Origin of the sequence: Stenotrophomonas sp. Nf1 (genome assembly GCF_003028475.1) — a bacterium.
GTDB lineage: Bacteria > Pseudomonadota > Gammaproteobacteria > Xanthomonadales > Xanthomonadaceae > Stenotrophomonas.
Map to the genome: position 1 here is coordinate 456031 of NZ_PYTV01000002.1, position 15412 is coordinate 471442.

16 protein-coding genes are annotated in these 15412 nt (G+C 67.7%); 10 read left to right on the forward strand and 6 right to left on the reverse strand.

Features of this window, described 5'->3' with window-relative positions; translation table 11 throughout:
- Positions 1-72 precede the first annotated feature (72 nt).
- Together C9412_RS05920 and C9412_RS05925 are read right to left on the reverse strand one after the other, a co-directional pair.
- Complete coding sequence (locus C9412_RS05920; RefSeq protein WP_107230770.1) at positions 73-384, reverse strand: DUF3817 domain-containing protein; 312 nt, start codon at positions 382-384, stop codon at positions 73-75.
- A 157-nt stretch (positions 385-541) separates the two neighbouring features.
- Positions 542-1477: a TIGR03571 family LLM class oxidoreductase gene (locus tag C9412_RS05925; RefSeq protein ID WP_107230771.1), complete on the reverse strand. Its 936-nt coding sequence runs from the start codon at positions 1475-1477 to the stop codon at positions 542-544.
- 66 nt (positions 1478-1543) lie between these two features.
- Here C9412_RS05925 and C9412_RS05930 point away from each other — a divergent pair, with 66 nt between their 5' ends.
- A complete protein-coding gene (locus tag C9412_RS05930; RefSeq protein WP_107230772.1) occupies positions 1544-1996 on the forward strand; it encodes a GNAT family N-acetyltransferase in 453 nt (150 codons plus the stop codon).
- A 15-nt stretch (positions 1997-2011) separates the two neighbouring features.
- On the opposite strand, the gene C9412_RS05935 is transcribed toward C9412_RS05930, so the two are convergent.
- A complete protein-coding gene (locus tag C9412_RS05935) occupies positions 2012-2776 on the reverse strand; it encodes an SDR family oxidoreductase (protein WP_107230773.1) in 765 nt (254 codons plus the stop codon).
- Between the two features lie 104 nt (positions 2777-2880).
- On the opposite strand from C9412_RS05935, the gene C9412_RS05940 reads away from it, so the two are divergent.
- The 5 genes from C9412_RS05940 (at position 2881) to C9412_RS05960 (ending at position 7300) form a co-directional block, all read left to right on the forward strand.
- The gene (locus C9412_RS05940) at positions 2881-3789 is read left to right on the forward strand and encodes a LysR family transcriptional regulator (protein WP_107230774.1); all 909 of its coding nucleotides are present in this window, start codon (positions 2881-2883) and stop codon (positions 3787-3789) included.
- A gap of 101 nt (positions 3790-3890) precedes the next feature.
- A complete protein-coding gene (locus tag C9412_RS05945; protein ID WP_107230775.1) occupies positions 3891-5414 on the forward strand; it encodes a thioredoxin family protein in 1524 nt (507 codons plus the stop codon).
- Between the two features lie 349 nt (positions 5415-5763).
- Entirely contained in the window at positions 5764-6390 is a 627-nt protein-coding gene (locus tag C9412_RS05950) for a Fe-Mn family superoxide dismutase (protein ID WP_107230776.1), read from the forward strand.
- The gene (locus C9412_RS05955; RefSeq protein WP_107230777.1) at positions 6390-6968 is read left to right on the forward strand and encodes a flavin reductase family protein; all 579 of its coding nucleotides are present in this window, start codon (positions 6390-6392) and stop codon (positions 6966-6968) included. The genes C9412_RS05950 and C9412_RS05955 overlap by 1 nt, the downstream gene beginning before the upstream one ends.
- Positions 6965-7300 carry a tetratricopeptide repeat protein gene (locus tag C9412_RS05960; RefSeq protein ID WP_107230778.1) on the forward strand — a complete coding sequence of 112 codons (336 nt, stop codon included), beginning with the start codon at positions 6965-6967 and terminating at the stop codon, positions 7298-7300. The genes C9412_RS05955 and C9412_RS05960 overlap by 4 nt, the downstream gene beginning before the upstream one ends.
- 5 nt (positions 7301-7305) lie before the next feature.
- On the opposite strand, the gene C9412_RS05965 is transcribed toward C9412_RS05960, so the two are convergent.
- Positions 7306-8454, reverse strand: coding sequence for an acyl-CoA desaturase (locus tag C9412_RS05965; RefSeq protein ID WP_107230779.1), 1149 nt, complete (start codon positions 8452-8454; stop codon positions 7306-7308).
- 11 nt (positions 8455-8465) lie between these two features.
- Positions 8466-9536 carry a ferredoxin reductase gene (locus C9412_RS05970; RefSeq protein ID WP_181358730.1) on the reverse strand — a complete coding sequence of 357 codons (1071 nt, stop codon included), beginning with the start codon at positions 9534-9536 and terminating at the stop codon, positions 8466-8468.
- 92 nt (positions 9537-9628) lie between these two features.
- On the opposite strand from C9412_RS05970, the gene fabR reads away from it, so the two are divergent.
- From fabR to C9412_RS05985, 3 genes are all read left to right on the forward strand, one after another.
- Positions 9629-10285: an HTH-type transcriptional repressor FabR gene (gene fabR, locus C9412_RS05975; RefSeq protein ID WP_107230781.1), complete on the forward strand. Its 657-nt coding sequence runs from the start codon at positions 9629-9631 to the stop codon at positions 10283-10285.
- A 269-nt stretch (positions 10286-10554) separates the two neighbouring features.
- Complete coding sequence (locus C9412_RS05980) at positions 10555-12714, forward strand: TonB-dependent receptor (RefSeq protein WP_107230782.1); 2160 nt, start codon at positions 10555-10557, stop codon at positions 12712-12714.
- Positions 12704-13252, forward strand: a complete 549-nt coding sequence (locus C9412_RS05985) for a thioredoxin-like domain-containing protein (protein WP_107230783.1) — start codon at positions 12704-12706, stop codon at positions 13250-13252. The genes C9412_RS05980 and C9412_RS05985 overlap by 11 nt, the downstream gene beginning before the upstream one ends.
- 78 nt (positions 13253-13330) lie before the next feature.
- On the opposite strand, the gene mntR is transcribed toward C9412_RS05985, so the two are convergent.
- Positions 13331-13795 carry a manganese-binding transcriptional regulator MntR gene (gene mntR, locus C9412_RS05990; protein WP_049465391.1) on the reverse strand — a complete coding sequence of 155 codons (465 nt, stop codon included), beginning with the start codon at positions 13793-13795 and terminating at the stop codon, positions 13331-13333.
- A gap of 117 nt (positions 13796-13912) precedes the next feature.
- Between mntR and C9412_RS05995 the strand changes: the two genes are divergently transcribed.
- Positions 13913-15244 (forward strand): Nramp family divalent metal transporter, encoded by a 1332-nt coding sequence (locus tag C9412_RS05995; protein ID WP_107230784.1) that lies wholly within the window; start codon positions 13913-13915, stop codon positions 15242-15244.
- Positions 15245-15412: the final 168 nt, after the last annotated feature.

Sequence of the window (15412 nt, forward strand, 5' to 3'; positions counted from 1 at the left end):
CCACCCTCAAATGATAACGGCTCGTATTTGCATTTGATACCCATTCTCTTGAATGGGCATGCAACAGCGGGTTCAGCGCGTTGCACGCAGACCCAGCAGACCACGGCGCTTGAACCACCATTCCAGCGGCAGGGTCACCAGCGGCGGAATGGCCGCCAGCAATGCCAGCGCACTCGCCCACCACGGCCAGCGCAGGCGCACCGCGGCAAACAGGGTGACCGCCACGTAGACCAGGAAGGCAACGCCGTGCAGCGGGCCGAACAGCTTCACCAGCGCCACATTGGCCATCGGCCCGTACTTCATCCACATACCGATCAGCAGGCCGGCCCAGGTGATGGCCTCGATGAAGGCCACGGCAGCAAACAGCCGTCCGCTCGGGTGCATGGGGGTCGATGGGGTCACGCAGAACTCCGGAAGCGGGATATCAAACGCGAATGATACGCAGATGCACGCTCGATGTAGAGTCGAGCCATGCTCGACTGCTGCTGCGCGAAAGAAGCATCGGCCGCAACGGCAACCCCGTGTCCACCCAGGTGGACACCTACCGAAGCAGGTCCGGCAGGACGTGCTCGCCGATCTCGCGCAGCACCTGCTCCACCGGCCGCCCGTTGTCGACCAGGTTGAACATCACATGCGCCACGCCCTGCGCGTGCACGCGCTGCAGGTAGTCGTGCAGCCCCTCGCGCCCAACCTTCAGGCCCAGCGGCAGCGCTTCCGCTGGCGCCTGTGGATCGGTCTGCAGATCCAGCAGCATCGACTGCACGAACGGCTTGGCTGGTCCGCCCTGCTGCGCCAGCGCCTGCTGCCACAACCCGATGCGGCCTTCCTGCGCCGCCTCTTCGCGATGGTAGGTGGCCCAGCCTTCGGCCTCGCGCGCGATCCACTGCAGGCTCTGCCGTGCGCTGCCCACTACCAGCATCGGAATGCGCGTGGTTGGCGCTGGCAATACATCGAAACCACCCGTGGCCTGCCGCACCGAAGCCCGCTCCTCCGCATCGACGGACAGCGCGGCACGCAGCAGTGACCAGCGTTCGCGGAACGTCGCCGCCCTGCCCTCAAGGTCTTCGCCGAACGCCGCGAACTCTTCCGGGCGATCGCCCGAGCCCAGCCCCAGCAGGAAGCGCCCGTCGCTGATCCGGTCCAGGCTCATCGCCGACTTCGCCACCTGCAACGGCTGCCGCAGCGGCAGCACGATGGCTGCACTGCCGACCGCAATGCGCTCGGTGGCCGCCGCCAGCATGCCCAGCCAGAGGAACGGATCGTCCAGCGCGCTGGCGGTCGCGTCGGGCCCCTGCGGCACCATCAGCGGCACGTCGCGCGTCCACAGCGCGGCAAAACCGAGGTCATCGGCCAACCGCGCGATGCGTCGTGCCGCATGCGGATCGGCCACCCCGTGCGCGGCAACGGGCGTCATCAGGCCCAGGCTCAGGCCCTGCCCCGGAAACACCAACGCGTGTGCCGCATTGAATTCACTCATGGCGACAGCTTAGCGTGCAGGGCTACGGCGGCGATGACGCGCCGCCCACCACAGGAAGAACACTGCATGCCGAGGATCCGCCCCGCCCACGTCGATGATCTGCCCGCGATCAGCGCGCTGTGCCTGTCCGCCTTCAACGTGGCCGTCGCGCCGTCCCTCGGCGAGGTCGGCATCGCGACCTTCGGCAGCGTCGCGGCCGCCGATGCGTTCGCTGCGCGCCAGCACGGCGACAACCTCATCCTGGTGGCCGAGCACGAAAACCGCATCGTCGGCGTGGTCGAACTGAAGGAAGGCCGGCATCTGGCCATGCTGTTCGTCGATCCCGGCTGCCAGGGCCGGGGCATCGGCCACGCCCTGTTCCGGGCCGTGCTGCCGCAGCTGCGCACGCCGACGATGAGCGTGCGCGCGTCGTTGAATGCCGTGACCACCTACCAGCGCTACGGCTTCGTGCTGGACGGCGAGGCAGGCGAGTTCAACGGGCTGGTCTACCAGCCCCTCACCTTCACCCCGCCACGTTGACCGCCACGTCGGCGGTCAGATAAACATGCCGCCGGAGGCTTCCACGCGCTGGCCGTTGACCCAGCCGGTAGCCGGCGACAGCAGCGCCACCACCACCGGACCGATGTCATCGGGCTGGCCGGCACGACCCAGCGCGGTGATCGACGACACCATCGCATTGACCTGCGCATCGTCGCGCACCCGGCCACCGCCGAAGTCGGTCTCGATGGCACCCGGCGCCAGCGTGTTGGCGCTGATGCCGCGCGCGCCCAGCTCCTTGGCCAGGTAACGGCTGAACACCTCGATGCCGCCCTTCATCATCGCGTAGGCCGAGCTGCCCGGCAGCGAGAAGCGCGCCAGGCCGCTGGATACGTTGAGGATGCGGCCGCCATCGGCGATCAACGGCAACAGCGCCTGGGTCAGGAAGTACGGCCCCTTCAGGTGCACCGCCACGGCATGGTCGAACTGGGCCTCGGTGGTGTCGGCGATGGGCGCGTACAGGCCCTCACCGGCATTGTTCATCAGCCCCTGCAGCGTATCGGCTCCCCACGCCTGCAGTGCGTCACGCAGGCGAACGGCGAAGTCGGGGAAGGCCGCGCTGTCGGCCACGTCCAGCGGCAGCGCCTGCGCGCGACGGCCCAGGGCCTGCACCTGCTGGACCACCTCGGCCGCCGCCTCGGCCTGGGCGCGGTAGGTGATCACGATATCGGCGCCGTCGGCGGCCAGCGCGAGGGCGGCGTTGCGGCCGAGGCCGCGGCTGCCGCCGGTGATGAGGACGACACGGGAAGAGGAAGCAGTCATGGCCAGGCACCAGGAAAGGAGAAGGTGCGGCCAGACTATTGGGATTGCCGTCGCGCATAAATCGCGCGATGCTGATTTTACTGTTCAATCCAGGTGAACAATTGATGGACCGCCTCGACACCCTGCGCGTGTTCCTGCGCGTTACCGAGCTGGGCTCGTTCACCCGCGCGGCGGACAGCCTGGGCCTGCCCAAGGCCAGTGTGTCGCAGGCCATCGCCCGGCTGGAAACCGACCTCGGTACCCAGCTGCTGCACCGGACCACCCGCCGCGTCCACCTCACCGCCGACGGCGCGCAGTTGCAGCAGCGCGCGCACGACCTGCTGGACGACATGGAGGAGCTGCAGAATCTGTTCCGGCGTCAGCCCAGCGAACTGAGTGGTCGCCTGCGGGTGGACATGCCCGGCGGCATGGCCCGCAACGTGGTGATCCCGCAGCTGCCCGCCTTTCTGGCCCTGCATCCGGGCCTGGAAGTGGAACTGAGCGCCACCGACCGGCGCGTGGATGTGGTACGCGAAGGCTTCGACTGCGTGCTGCGTGTGGGCCATCTGGACGACAGCAGCCTGGTGGCCCGTCCGCTCGGGCAGATGCGCATCGTCAACGCAGCCAGCCCCGGCTACCTGGCTGCGCGCGGCGTACCGCAGGTGCTGGCCGATCTGGACCAGCACCACCTGGTGCATTACGTCGGCACCCTCGGCCAGCGCTCGCCGGGTTTCGAGTACTTCGACGGCCAGCGCTACCAGAGCTGGCCGATGCGCGGCGCGCTGACCGTCAACAGCGCCGATGGCTACAGCGCCGCTGCGCTGGCCGGGCTGGGCATCATCCAGGTACCGGAACTGGGCGCCCGCGATGCACTGCGCACTGGCCGCCTGGTGGAAGTGCTGCCCGACTGCGTGGCCGAGCCGATGCCGGTTCATCTGGTCTATGCGCAGCGCCGCCACCTGCCCCGCCGTGTCGAAGCCTTCATGACCTGGATGGCCGGCGTGCTCGCGGCGGAGCTGCAGCGCCCGGGTTGAGCGCAGGGCGCATATGCCCTGCCCCTTGCTGCTCATGATCAAACTGAATCAATGCAGCCGACCTCCCTTCCTACAATGCCGGCTTACCCTGGCTCTTCGAGATGCTGCCGATGCGCGCTGCCTTTCCCTTGTTGTTGCTGGCCACGGCGCTGAGCGCCTGCTCCCCGGCGCAGGCGCCCATTGCCGCGGTGCAGGCCTCCGAGCCGGCAGCGGCCAAAGCCATCGCCTGGCGCCAGGGCGATGTCGACGATGCCTTCGCCGAGGCCGCCGACAGCGGCAAGCCGGTGCTGCTGTACTGGGGCGCGGTCTGGTGCCCGCCCTGCAACCAGCTCAAGGCCGGCCTGTTCAAGGACCCGGCGTTCATCGCGCTGACCGGCAAGTTCGTGCCCGTCTATCTGGACGGTGACGAGGAAGGCGCACAGGCCTGGGGCGAGCGTTTCGGCGTACGCGGCTATCCGACCCTGATCGTGCTGGACCCCAAGCGCAACGAGATCACCCGCGTGGCCGGTGGCAACGACGCGGCCGAGCTGACCCGCGCACTGACCCTGGCCGCAAGCCGCCGCAGCGCGGTGGCCGCCACGCTGGCCACGGCACTGGCCACGCCGGACAGGTTGACCGCCGAGGACTGGCAGGTGCTGGGCGACTATGGCTGGGAAGTGGACGCCAACCGCCTGGCCGGCGAGCGCGGCAGCGCCGATGTGCTGCAGCAGCTGTCCAGGGCGGCACCGGACGCGGCGCTGCAACGTCGTTTCGCGCTGCTGGCGCTGGCGACTTCGGAAAAGCCAGCCACCTCCCCCACCCAGGTGCGCGAACTGCTGCAGGCGGTCCTGGCGCAGCCGGCCGAGGTCCGTCGCAATCGCGAACTGCTCGGCTATGCCGGCGCGAAGCTGGTCAAGCAGGCCAGTGCCGGCCCTGCCACCAGCAACACATTGGGCCAGCAACTGCTGGTCGCGCTGGAACGTGCAGACACCGAGCGCGGGGACCGCGCCGACGATGCACTGTCGCGCGTGCTGACAGAAGTGACGCTGGCGCGCCAGGCGCAGCCGAAGGGCGCGTTGCCGGCCGCGTTGATCGAACGCGTGCAGCAGCGCGTGGCTGCCGCCGATGCCTCCGCCAGCGATGCGCATGCGCGGCAGGCCACGATCAGCAGCGCGGTCTACGCCTTGCGCCAGGTCGGCGACGATGCCGGCGCCGAGGCACTGCTGCTGGCCGAGCTCAAGCGTAGCGAGCAGCCGTACTACTACATGCCCGAACTGGCCGAACTGGCCGAGCAACGCGGCGACAACGCCGCCGCACTGGAATGGCTGAAGCGTGCGTACGACAGCGCGCAAGGGCCGGCCACCCGCGTGCAGTGGGGCGTGCTGTACGTCGAAGGCCTGCTGAAGCTTGCACCGGACGATGCACCGCGTATCGAACAAGCCACCACCGCGCTGATCGCCGAACTGGACGCCCAGCCGTCGGGCTACCACCAACGCACGCGGCAGCGTTTCGAGCGGCTGGCCGGCCAGCTGAAGACCTGGAGCGGCAAGCACCAGGGCGCGCAGACGCTGGCGCGCCTGCAGCAGCGGATGCAGCAGGCCTGTGGCGAGCAGGCCGATGGTGCATGCAAGGAGTGGCTGAGCTGATTGCGGTAGTGCCGGCCGCTGGCCGGCATCCCGGTGTTGCCTGATTGCCGGCCAGCGGCCGGCACTACAGAAGCTGCTTCCGCGCCTGACCTCAACCGCGGCAGCGTTTCGAGCCGCTGGCCGGCCAGCTGAAGACCTGGAGCAGCAAGCACCAGGGCGCGCAGGTGGATGGCGCGTGCAAGGAGCGGTAGTGCCGGCCGCTGGCCGGCATCCCGATGTTGCCTGATTGCCGGCCAGCGGCCGGCACTACCACGCCTCCACGCCGCCCTTGACCTCAACCAATGTTGAGGTGCGATAACGATCTCCACACCGGCCAGCTTCCCTGGCCTTCCCCACGGAGATCGCTTCAATGTCGTACTCGCTTCCCCCGCTCCCCTATGCCTACGACGCCCTCGAGCCGCATTTCGATGCGCGCACGATGGAGATCCATCACAGCAAGCACCACCAGACCTACGTCAACAACCTCAACGCCGCCGTCGAGCAGGCCGGCATCACCGCGCAGCCGGTGGAGACGCTGATCGCCCAGCTCGACGCCGTACCCGAGGCGCAGCGTGCCGCTGTTCGCAACAACGGCGGCGGCCATGCCAACCACAGCCTGTTCTGGACTGTGCTCAGCGCCAACAGCGGCGCTCCGGACGACGAACTGAGCGCTGCAATCGAGCGCGATCTCGGTGGTTTCGATGCCTTCAAGGAGGCCTTCAGCAAGGCCGCACAGACCCGCTTCGGCAGTGGCTGGGCGTGGCTGACCACCGATCGCGACGGCCACCTGCGGGTCGAAAGCAGCGCCAACCAGGACAGCCCGTTGATGGGCGCGGCCGTTGGCCTGTCCGGCAACACCCCGATCCTGGCGCTGGATGTCTGGGAACACGCCTATTACCTGCACTACCAGAACCGTCGCCCCGACTACATCGGCGCGTTCTTCAACCTCATCAACTGGGCCGAGGTCGGCCGGCGTTACCGCCAGGCCCGGGCCTGATGAGCGGCGAGACACTGCCCTACGCCGGGCCGTGGGCGGGGGTGTTCCCCGCCCCGGCGCCGGTGCCGTCGGTCGAGATGCCGCCGCGCGCCCTGCGGCGGCTGCTCGGCCATTTCCCCACCGGCGTGGCCATCGTCTGCGCACGTGATGCGCAAGGTAAGCCGGTGGGCCTGACCATCAACTCGTTCGTGCCAGTGTCGCTGCAGCCGCCGCTGGTGCTGTGGAACCTGGCGCTGCATGCGCAGAGCCTGCCCACCTTCCAGCGCGCCACCCGCTTTGCGATCAGCGTGCTGGCAGCGGGCCAGGAAGCGTTGGCCCGACGCTTTGCCGATCCACAGGCGCGCGATCGCTTTGCCGGCCTGGCACTGCTGGAGGACGCCGACGACGCACCGCCGCGCATCGCCGGTGCGGTCACCCATCTCACCTGTACCCGCCACGCGATGTGGCCGGTGGGCGATCACCTGCTGCTGGCCGGGCGCATCATCGAAGTCAACGAGAACGGCGGCGCACCATTGCTGTTCCATCGCGGCCGGTTCCAGCCAGGACCGGCCGAACTGCTGGTGGAGGTGCGGCCATGAACATCGAAGCACTGGAATGCATGCTCGCCACCGGCAAGGACGGCGCGTTGCTGCGTTTCGGGTTGGGCAAGGGTTGGCTCGATGCGGGAAACCCGGTGCGCGCGGCGACCCATCTGGGCCGATGCGTGGTGCTCGACCCGCAGTATTCGGCCGCGTGGAAACTGCTGGGCAAGGCCTGGCTGGCCAGTGGCCAGCCGCAGGCGGCGCGCGAGGCGTGGCAGCGCGGGCTGAGCGTGGCCGGCAGCAAGGGCGACCAGCAGGCACGCAAGGAAATGCAGGTATTCCTGCGTCGCCTGGACCGCGAACAGGCGGCCCTGGCGAAGATGGGCTGAGTCGATCAGCCCGCGTTGGCCGATGCCGGGGCGGACATGATGTCCGCCATCGGCAGGCGGCGCGGCTTGCTCGGGAACGCGTGGCGCAGGATGCGCCAGACCACCTGGCCGAACTGGCGCGGCAGCGAGCCGTTGTTGTAGTGCTGGCCGTAGCGGCGGCAGATCTCCTTCACTTCCTTGGCAATGGCCGCATAGCGGTTGGCCGGCAGGTCCGGGTAGAAGTGGTGCTCGATCTGGTGGCTGAGGTTGCCCGACAGCACGTTGATCAGGAAGCCGCCGCTGATGTTGGACGAACCACGCAGCTGGCGCAGGTACCAGTGGCCACGCGATTCATTGCGCAGGCATTCCTTCGGGAAGGTTTCCGATTCGGCGGTGAAGTGGCCGCAGAAGATGATCACGTAGGTCCAGATGTTGCGCAGGCCGTTGGCCACCATGTTGCCCAGCATCACGGTGAGGAAGAACGGGCCGGCCAGCAGCGGGAAGAACACGTAATCCTTCAGCACCTGGCGGGCCATCTTGCGCGCCACCGGGCGGGTCTGCAGCCACATCGCACGGGCACTCATGCGGCCCTTCAGCCAGCGGCCCAGGCGCAGGTCCTGCGCGGCCACACCCCACTGGAACAGCAACGCGAAGATCGGCGCGATGATCGGCTGCAACAGGTAGAACGGCTTCCAGCGCTGTTCCGGGAAGATGCGCAGCAGACCGTAGCCGATGTCATCGTCCATGCCGCGCACGTTGGTGTAGGTGTGGTGGCGGAAATTGTGGGTCTTGCGCCAGTTGTCGGCGGTGGCCACGATGTCCCACTCGTAGGTGTTGCCGTTGAGCTTGGGGTCACCGGTCCAGTCGAACTGGCCGTGCATGACGTTGTGGCCCAGCTCCATGTTCTCCAGGATCTTCGACAGCGCCAGCAGCAACGTGCCGGTGATCGCGGCCGGCCACAGCAGCGGCATCCAGAACAGCGGCGAGAACGCCGCCAGGAACAGCAGGCCGCGGCCACCCACGCCGAACCAGCGCACGGCGGCGGCCACGCGGCGGATGTAGCGGGTATCGGAGGCACCGAGGCTGCCGATCACACGGTCGCGGATCGCGTCGAGTTCCTCACCGAAGGCATGCATCTCGGCAGTACTCAGGGCACGGTCGGTAGCGCGGGTCATGGCAGGCGTCCTCAGAGATCCAGGGTCAGGTCGGTGGTCGGTGCGCTCACGCAGATCCGCACCGGCTGTGCCGATTCGGACTGCAGGTCGCCGGTGCGCAGGTGGCGGGTAGCGCCACTGACGCGATCGCAGGTGCAGGTGTTGCAGATGCCCATGCGACAGCCATGCTTGGGCTTGATGCCATGGGCTTCCAGGCTTTCCAGCAGCGAGCGGCCACGCGGCACGCTCAGCTGGCGGCCACTGCGGGCCAAGGTCAGCGACACTTCGCCCTGGCTGTCGGCATCATCGATCGGCGCCGGAGGAGTAAACGCTTCAGCCTGGAAGCCGGCCACCTGGTGAGCCAGGCGCGCACGTGCAGCGGCGACGAACCCATCCGGGCCGCAGGCCAGCACGTGGCGCTGCGCCAGCGGCGTGTCATCACCGGCCACCTGCAGATCATGGGTATCGATACGCGCGGCCGGCACCTCGCCGTCGCGGGTGGTCAGCAGGTGCACGCGCAGGTTCGGCTGCGCCGCCGCCAGCGCCTGCAGTTCATCACGGAACTGCAGATGGGCCGCAGTGCGCTCCCAATAGAACAGATCCACCGGCGCCGCCAGCGGGCGCTGACAGGTCTCGCGCAGCAGGCTGCGCATCGGCGTGATGCCACTGCCGGCGGCCAGCAGCAGCACCGGTGCGGCGGCGGGCATGTGGAATTCGCCAAAGGCGGCATCGAGTCGGAACAGCTCGCCCGGCTGCGCGTGGTGGACCAGATGCTGGCTGACCCGGCCGCCCTCGACCGCCTTGACGGTGATCGCCAGTTCACGCCGCCCCAGCACGGTCGGGCTGTAGCTGCGCTGCCACTGGCGGCCTTCAATCTCCACGCTCAGGGTCACGTGCTGACCGGCGCGCATGCCGGCCCAGTGCCGGTTGGTGCGTAGCACCAGGGTTGCCGCCCCCTCGCCGGCCGGCTCGCGCCGGACCAGGCGGGCCATCGGCGCGCGCAGGGTCCACAACGGATTCAGCTGGCCCGCCCAGAAATCAAACAGCGTCGGCGACACCCAGCGGTGCGGGGAAAACAGGGACGGACGGACGACAGCGCTCATGGGCGCACTATACGGGCGCACATACAGCTGTGTATACATGTGTATATTGAACCGGATTGGGTATGATTCAGCCTCGCTCCACCGGAACCCCCATGGCCGCCGCCACCGCCCTGACGCCCAACGAAGATGCCAACAGCCCGGCCCGCCGAACGGTGAGCCGCGAAGATCTGCTGGCGGCCGCGCTGAAGCTGATCGGGCCGCACCGCAGCCTGTCCACCCTGAGCCTGCGCGAAGTTGCTCGTGAGGCCGGCATTGCGCCGAACAGCTTCTACCGGCAGTTCCGCGACATGGACGAATTGGCCGTGGCGCTGATCGACGTGGCCGGCCGCTCGCTGCGCACCATCATCGGTGAGGCCCGCCAGCGCGCCACCTCCAGCGCCACCAGCGTGGTGCGGGTGTCGGTGGAAACCTTCATGGAGCAGCTGCGCGCCGACGACAAGCTGCTGCATGTGCTGCTGCGCGAAGGCGCGGTCGGCTCGGACGACTTCAAGCACGCGGTCGAACGCGAGCTGCACTATTTCGAAGAAGAGCTGCAGCACGACCTGGTGCGCCTGGCCGCCCTCGATGGCGCGGTCCTGCACAAGCCGGAACTGGTCTCGATGGCGATCACCCGTCTGGTATTCGCGATGGGGGCCTCGGCCATGGACCAGCCCCCCGAGAAAGACCCGGAACTGGTCGAACAGATCTCCACGATGATCCGCATGATCATCGTCGGCGCCCGAAGCCCCGCCGCCTTCCGCCGCGGCTGATCGAGGCCGGCGCCCGGGGTCGGATCCCTTTCCGCAGGAAAGGGCTCTGACCCCCACCCTCCGCAGCGCCCCAGAACGACATGACCACCGGCACGGTTGTTGCGCCTGAATGTAATGTTATAACACCATCATGATCCACCCGCAGGCCTGGCCCACGCGCAGATCCCATCATGTAGTTATATAGCATTTGCTATATATCAAAGCACCTGCTTTTATATGCGCCAGCCAGGCCACCCTCGCCGCCCTCCCTCCCCAAGGACGACGCCCTCATGCCGCGTGACTCCCGCCTCCCCCGCCCCCTGCAACTGGCCGCCGCCATCGCGCTCACGCTGCCGCTACCTACGCTGGCCGCCGCGCCCCAGCCGACTGAGCTGGACCGCGTGCAAGTCAAGGTCAGCACCGCCACCCGCAGCGAACGCCTGCTGTCGGACGTGCCGATCCGCACCGAAGTGCTGCGCAAGGAAGACATCGCGCTGCGCGCGGCCACCGACTTTTCGCGGGCCGCCGAGCTGATCAACGGCCTGCGCGTGGAAAGCAACTGCCAGAACTGCAACACCAGCGAAGTGCAGCTGCTGGGCCTGCCCGGCGCCTACAACCAGCTGTTGTTCGATGGCATCCCGCTGCTGTCCACGCTGGGCAGCGTCTATGGCCTGGAACAGATTCCGGCCGGGTTCGTGGACCGCATCGAAGTGGTCAAAGGCGGGGGCTCGGCGCTGTACGGCCCGGGTGCGGTGGCCGGTGTAATCAACCTGATCCCGCCCCTGCCTGCGCGCAGCGGCGGCCATGTGCAGGCCGGTGTGGACGTGCTGAAGGGCACGCCGCAGAAGAACGCCGATGTGCGCCTGGACCTGGTGGCGAAGGACGCCGACGCTGGGCTTTCAGTGATTGCCCAGCGCAACTGGAACAGTGGCATCGACTACAACGGCGACGGCTACACCGAAATCACCCGCAAGAACCTCAAGGTCGGCGGGCTGCAGGCCTGGTATGCGCCCAATCCCGGCACGCGGCTGCGCCTGGACCTGCAGGTGACCGATGAAACCCGCCGTGGTGGCAATCGTCTGGACCAGCCCGAATACCTGGCCAACATCGCCGAATCGCTGGATACGAAATACCGCCGCGGCAGCGTGTCGTGGGACCAGGAAATCAATGCCGACGTCGATTTCCGCCTGGCCTACGCCTTCGCCGACATCGACCGCGACAGTTTCTACGGCGGCCTGGGTGATGTCGTGACCGATCCCTCCGCGCCCGGCTATGACCCGTCGCAGCTGGATCCGAACGTAGCCGGCAGCGCGGCCTCGCGTTCGTGGCGCCAGTACGGCCGCACCCACAACCCGCTGCACTACATCGACAGCCAGTTGAACTGGCGGCTGGGCGCGCACGCGCTGGCCTTTGGTGTGCAGTACAAGCACGAGGCGCTGCGCGACGACAACCGCACCGGCGACGGGCAGCGTCTTGCCGTGCTGGAGGATGCGACCTTCCACAACCTGGGCGCCTTCATCCAGGACGAGTGGAGCCTGCGCGACAACGTGGACCTGGTGCTGGGTGCACGCGTGGACAAAAGCTCGGAGCTGGACAACGCGGTGTTCTCGCCGCGCATCGCGTTGGCCTGGCAGGCCACGCCGAACCTGAAGTGGCGGGCCGGTATCGCCACCGGCTTCCGCGCTCCGGAGATCTTCGTCGAGGACGTGCATGTCGATACGCTGGGTGGCGAACAGGTGCGCGTGCGCAACACCGATGGCCTGAAGGAAGAGCGCGCGTTGACCACCCTGTTCGGTTTCGACTGGCGATCGGACCCGGCCAATCCAGTGTGGAGCTGGGATGCTACCGCCTCCTATGCACGCATCCGCGACACCTTCGCACTGGGCGAGATCCAGCGCGGTGACGATGGCCAACTGAGCCAGCTGCGCCACAACGCTTCGGGCTCGAACGTACTGGGCGCCGAAACCAATCTCGGTTGGCAACCGTCGCCGCAGTGGCGCCTGACGGCGGGGGCTTCGTGGTACCGCTCGCGCTTCCGCGAACCGCAGCGCATCTTCGAAGACAGCGGCGACGGTGGCAACACCGTCATCGACAGCCGCGACTACCTGAAGACCCCGCGCTGGACCGGCCTGGCCCAGCTCAGCTGGATGCCGGCCGAGCCGTGGGAGACCTTCGTCGCCCTGCGCCACACCGGGCCGATGTCGGTGCTGAACAACCGGCTGGGCGAGCTGCACCGCACGCGGTCTTTCCTGGTCACCGACCTCGGCGCACGCTGGCATCGTCATCTGGGCGCACAGGCGCAGCAGGAAGTCTCGGTGGCGGCGGGGCTCAAGAACGTGTTCGACCAGCGCCAGAAGGATCTGGAAGTGGGTGCGCTGCGTGACAGCGACTATGTCTACGGGCCGCGTTTCGCGCGCTCGTGGTACGTCAACCTGCGCTATGCGTTCTGAACCACTGCGCAGGTTGCTGCTGGCCGCTGCCCTGCTGTTGGCGGCACCGGCCATGGGCGCGGACCTGCATGCGCAGGTCTCCGCCTCGCTGATGCGGCCCGAACAACGCTCGCTGCGACCGATGCAGTGGTCGCCACCGCCGAAGCTGGTCGCGCTCTATTTCGGCGCCGACTGGTGTGCGCCGTGCCATGCCTTCGTGCCAACCCTGCGCAGCGTGCGCGATGCGTTGCGCGAGGCCGGCGCCGATACCGAAGTGGTGTACGTCAGCCTGGACGAAAGCGAGGCCGCGCTGCGTCGCTACATGCACGCGCAGGACATGCCGTGGCCGGTGCTGGACCCGCGCCGTGCCGCGCGCATGCCGGCACTACAGGCCCTGGCCGGGTTGGGCCCACCGAACCTGGTGCTGATCGATGCCGACGGCAGGGTGCTGGCCAATGGCTGGCAGGGCCGGCGCTTCGACGGCCTGCAGCCAGTGTTGAAGGAATGGACGAAACAGGCGTGCGCGCAGCAGCACACGCGCTGCCCGCCTGGATGGTAGATCCACGCCATGCGTGGATGCCCCCTGCCATCCCGCGAACAGCAGCCGAGCATGGCTCGGCTCTACGGGAAGCGTGGCTCAGCCGCCCTCGGCCTTGCGCACGAACGCTTCGAACAGGGCCAGCGTCTGTTCGCTCACATGGTGCTCGATGCCCTCGGCATCACGCCGTGCGGTATCCGCGTCCACGCCCAGCGCCAGCAGGAAACGCTCCACGGTCTGATGCCGCTGTCTGCTGGCATGGGCCAGCGCCTCGCCTTCCGGGGTCAGGAACACGCCGCGGTACGGGCGCTGCACCACCCAGCCATCACGGGCCAGCCGCCGCAGCATCTTCGCCACGGTCGGCTGGGCCACGCCCAAGCGCGTGGCGATATCGACCTGGCGGGCCTCGCCGCCGTCGGCCAGCAGGTCCGAGATCAGCTCGACATAGTCCTCCACCAGCTCCATACGGTGCGCCTCGCGCACTTGCCGGAAGCTCTCGACCTGGCGCTCGGCCTCGATCAAGGGGGTGCTTTTCAGCGATGTCGAATCGTCGGTCTTGCCCACGCCTGCGCCTGTCCTTCCGGTGTACTCCGGGGTTGAACCTGAATTCTGGACCAGTGACGCGATAAAGACGATTGTTTCACATTGCTAATGACTATAGCAGGAGCTATATTCGGATCCATGAACACCCTGGCGCCCCGTGACCCATCGGCCTCCACCCCGGCCAGCCTGGGTGCGCTCAATGCCTCGGTGGCCGTGCCCGACAAGGGCCACTGGTGGTTCCGCCTGCTGGCGTTCCTTGGCCCGGGCTACATGATCTCGGTCGGCTACATGGACCCGGGCAACTGGGCCACCGATCTGGCCGGCGGCTCGCGCTTCGGCTACCTGCTGCTGTCGGTCATCCTCATTTCCAACCTGATGGCAGTGATCCTGCAGGCACTGTCGGCGCGGCTGGGCATCGCCACCGGCATGGACCTGGCGCAGGCCTGCCGCGCGCGTTACCCCAAGCCGGTGAACCTGGCACTGTGGGCGCTGTGCGAGGCGGCGATCATCGCCTGCGACCTGGCCGAGGTAATTGGCACCGCGATCGCGCTGAAACTGCTGTTCGATCTGCCACTGCTGTGGGGTGCGGTGATCACTGCACTGGACACGTTGCTGGTGCTGCTGCTGATGAACCGTGGCTTCCGCGCACTGGAAGCGTTCGTGATCGCGCTGCTGATGGTGATCTTTGCCTGCTTCGTGGTGCAGATCGCAATGGCGGCGCCGCCGGTGATGGCGGTGCTGGGCGGCTTCATTCCGCGCGCGCAGGTGGTGACCGATCCGCATGCGCTGTACATCGCCATCGGCATCATCGGTGCCACGGTGATGCCGCACAACCTGTATCTGCATTCGTCCATCGTGCAGACACGCGCCTACCCGCGCACCGATGAAGGCCGCCGCAGCGCGCTGCGCTGGGCGGTGACCGACAGCACCCTGGCGCTGACCCTGGCGCTGTTCATCAACGCCAGCATCCTGATCCTGGCAGCGGCGGTGTTCCATGCCAACGGCCGATTCGATGTGGAAGACATCGAACAGGCGCACCAGCTGCTGGCGCCGATGCTGGGCGTCGGCGCGGCGGCCACGCTGTTTGCCATCGCACTGCTCGCCTCGGGCCTGAACTCGACCGTGACTGCCACGCTGGCGGGGCAGATCGTGATGGAAGGCTTCCTGCGCCTGCGCCTTCCGCCCTGGCTGCGCCGGCTGTTGACGCGGGCTCTGGCGATCATTCCGGTGGTGGTGGTGATCGTGATGTTCGGCGACCAGGGTGCGGTGAAGCTGCTGGTGCTGAGCCAGGTGGTGCTGTCGATGCAGTTGCCGTTCGCGATCATTCCGCTGGTGCGGATTGTTACCGACAAGGTGACGATGGGCGCGCTGGTGGCGCCGCGCTGGCTGGGTGGCACCGCCTGGGTGATCGCGCTGGTGATCGTGGCGCTGAACGTGAAGCTGCTGCTGGATACCTTCAGCGGAGCCTAGCGCGGAATGCCCGCGATGCCCCGGTAGATCCGCGCCATGCGTGGATGCTTTCTCGCACCGCGCGAACAGCAGTCGAGCAAGGCTCGACTCTACAAAAGCGGGGGCGCGCGAAATGCCGCCAGGCATGGCCCGCCGCTACCAATATGACCGTGGTAGATCCACGCCATG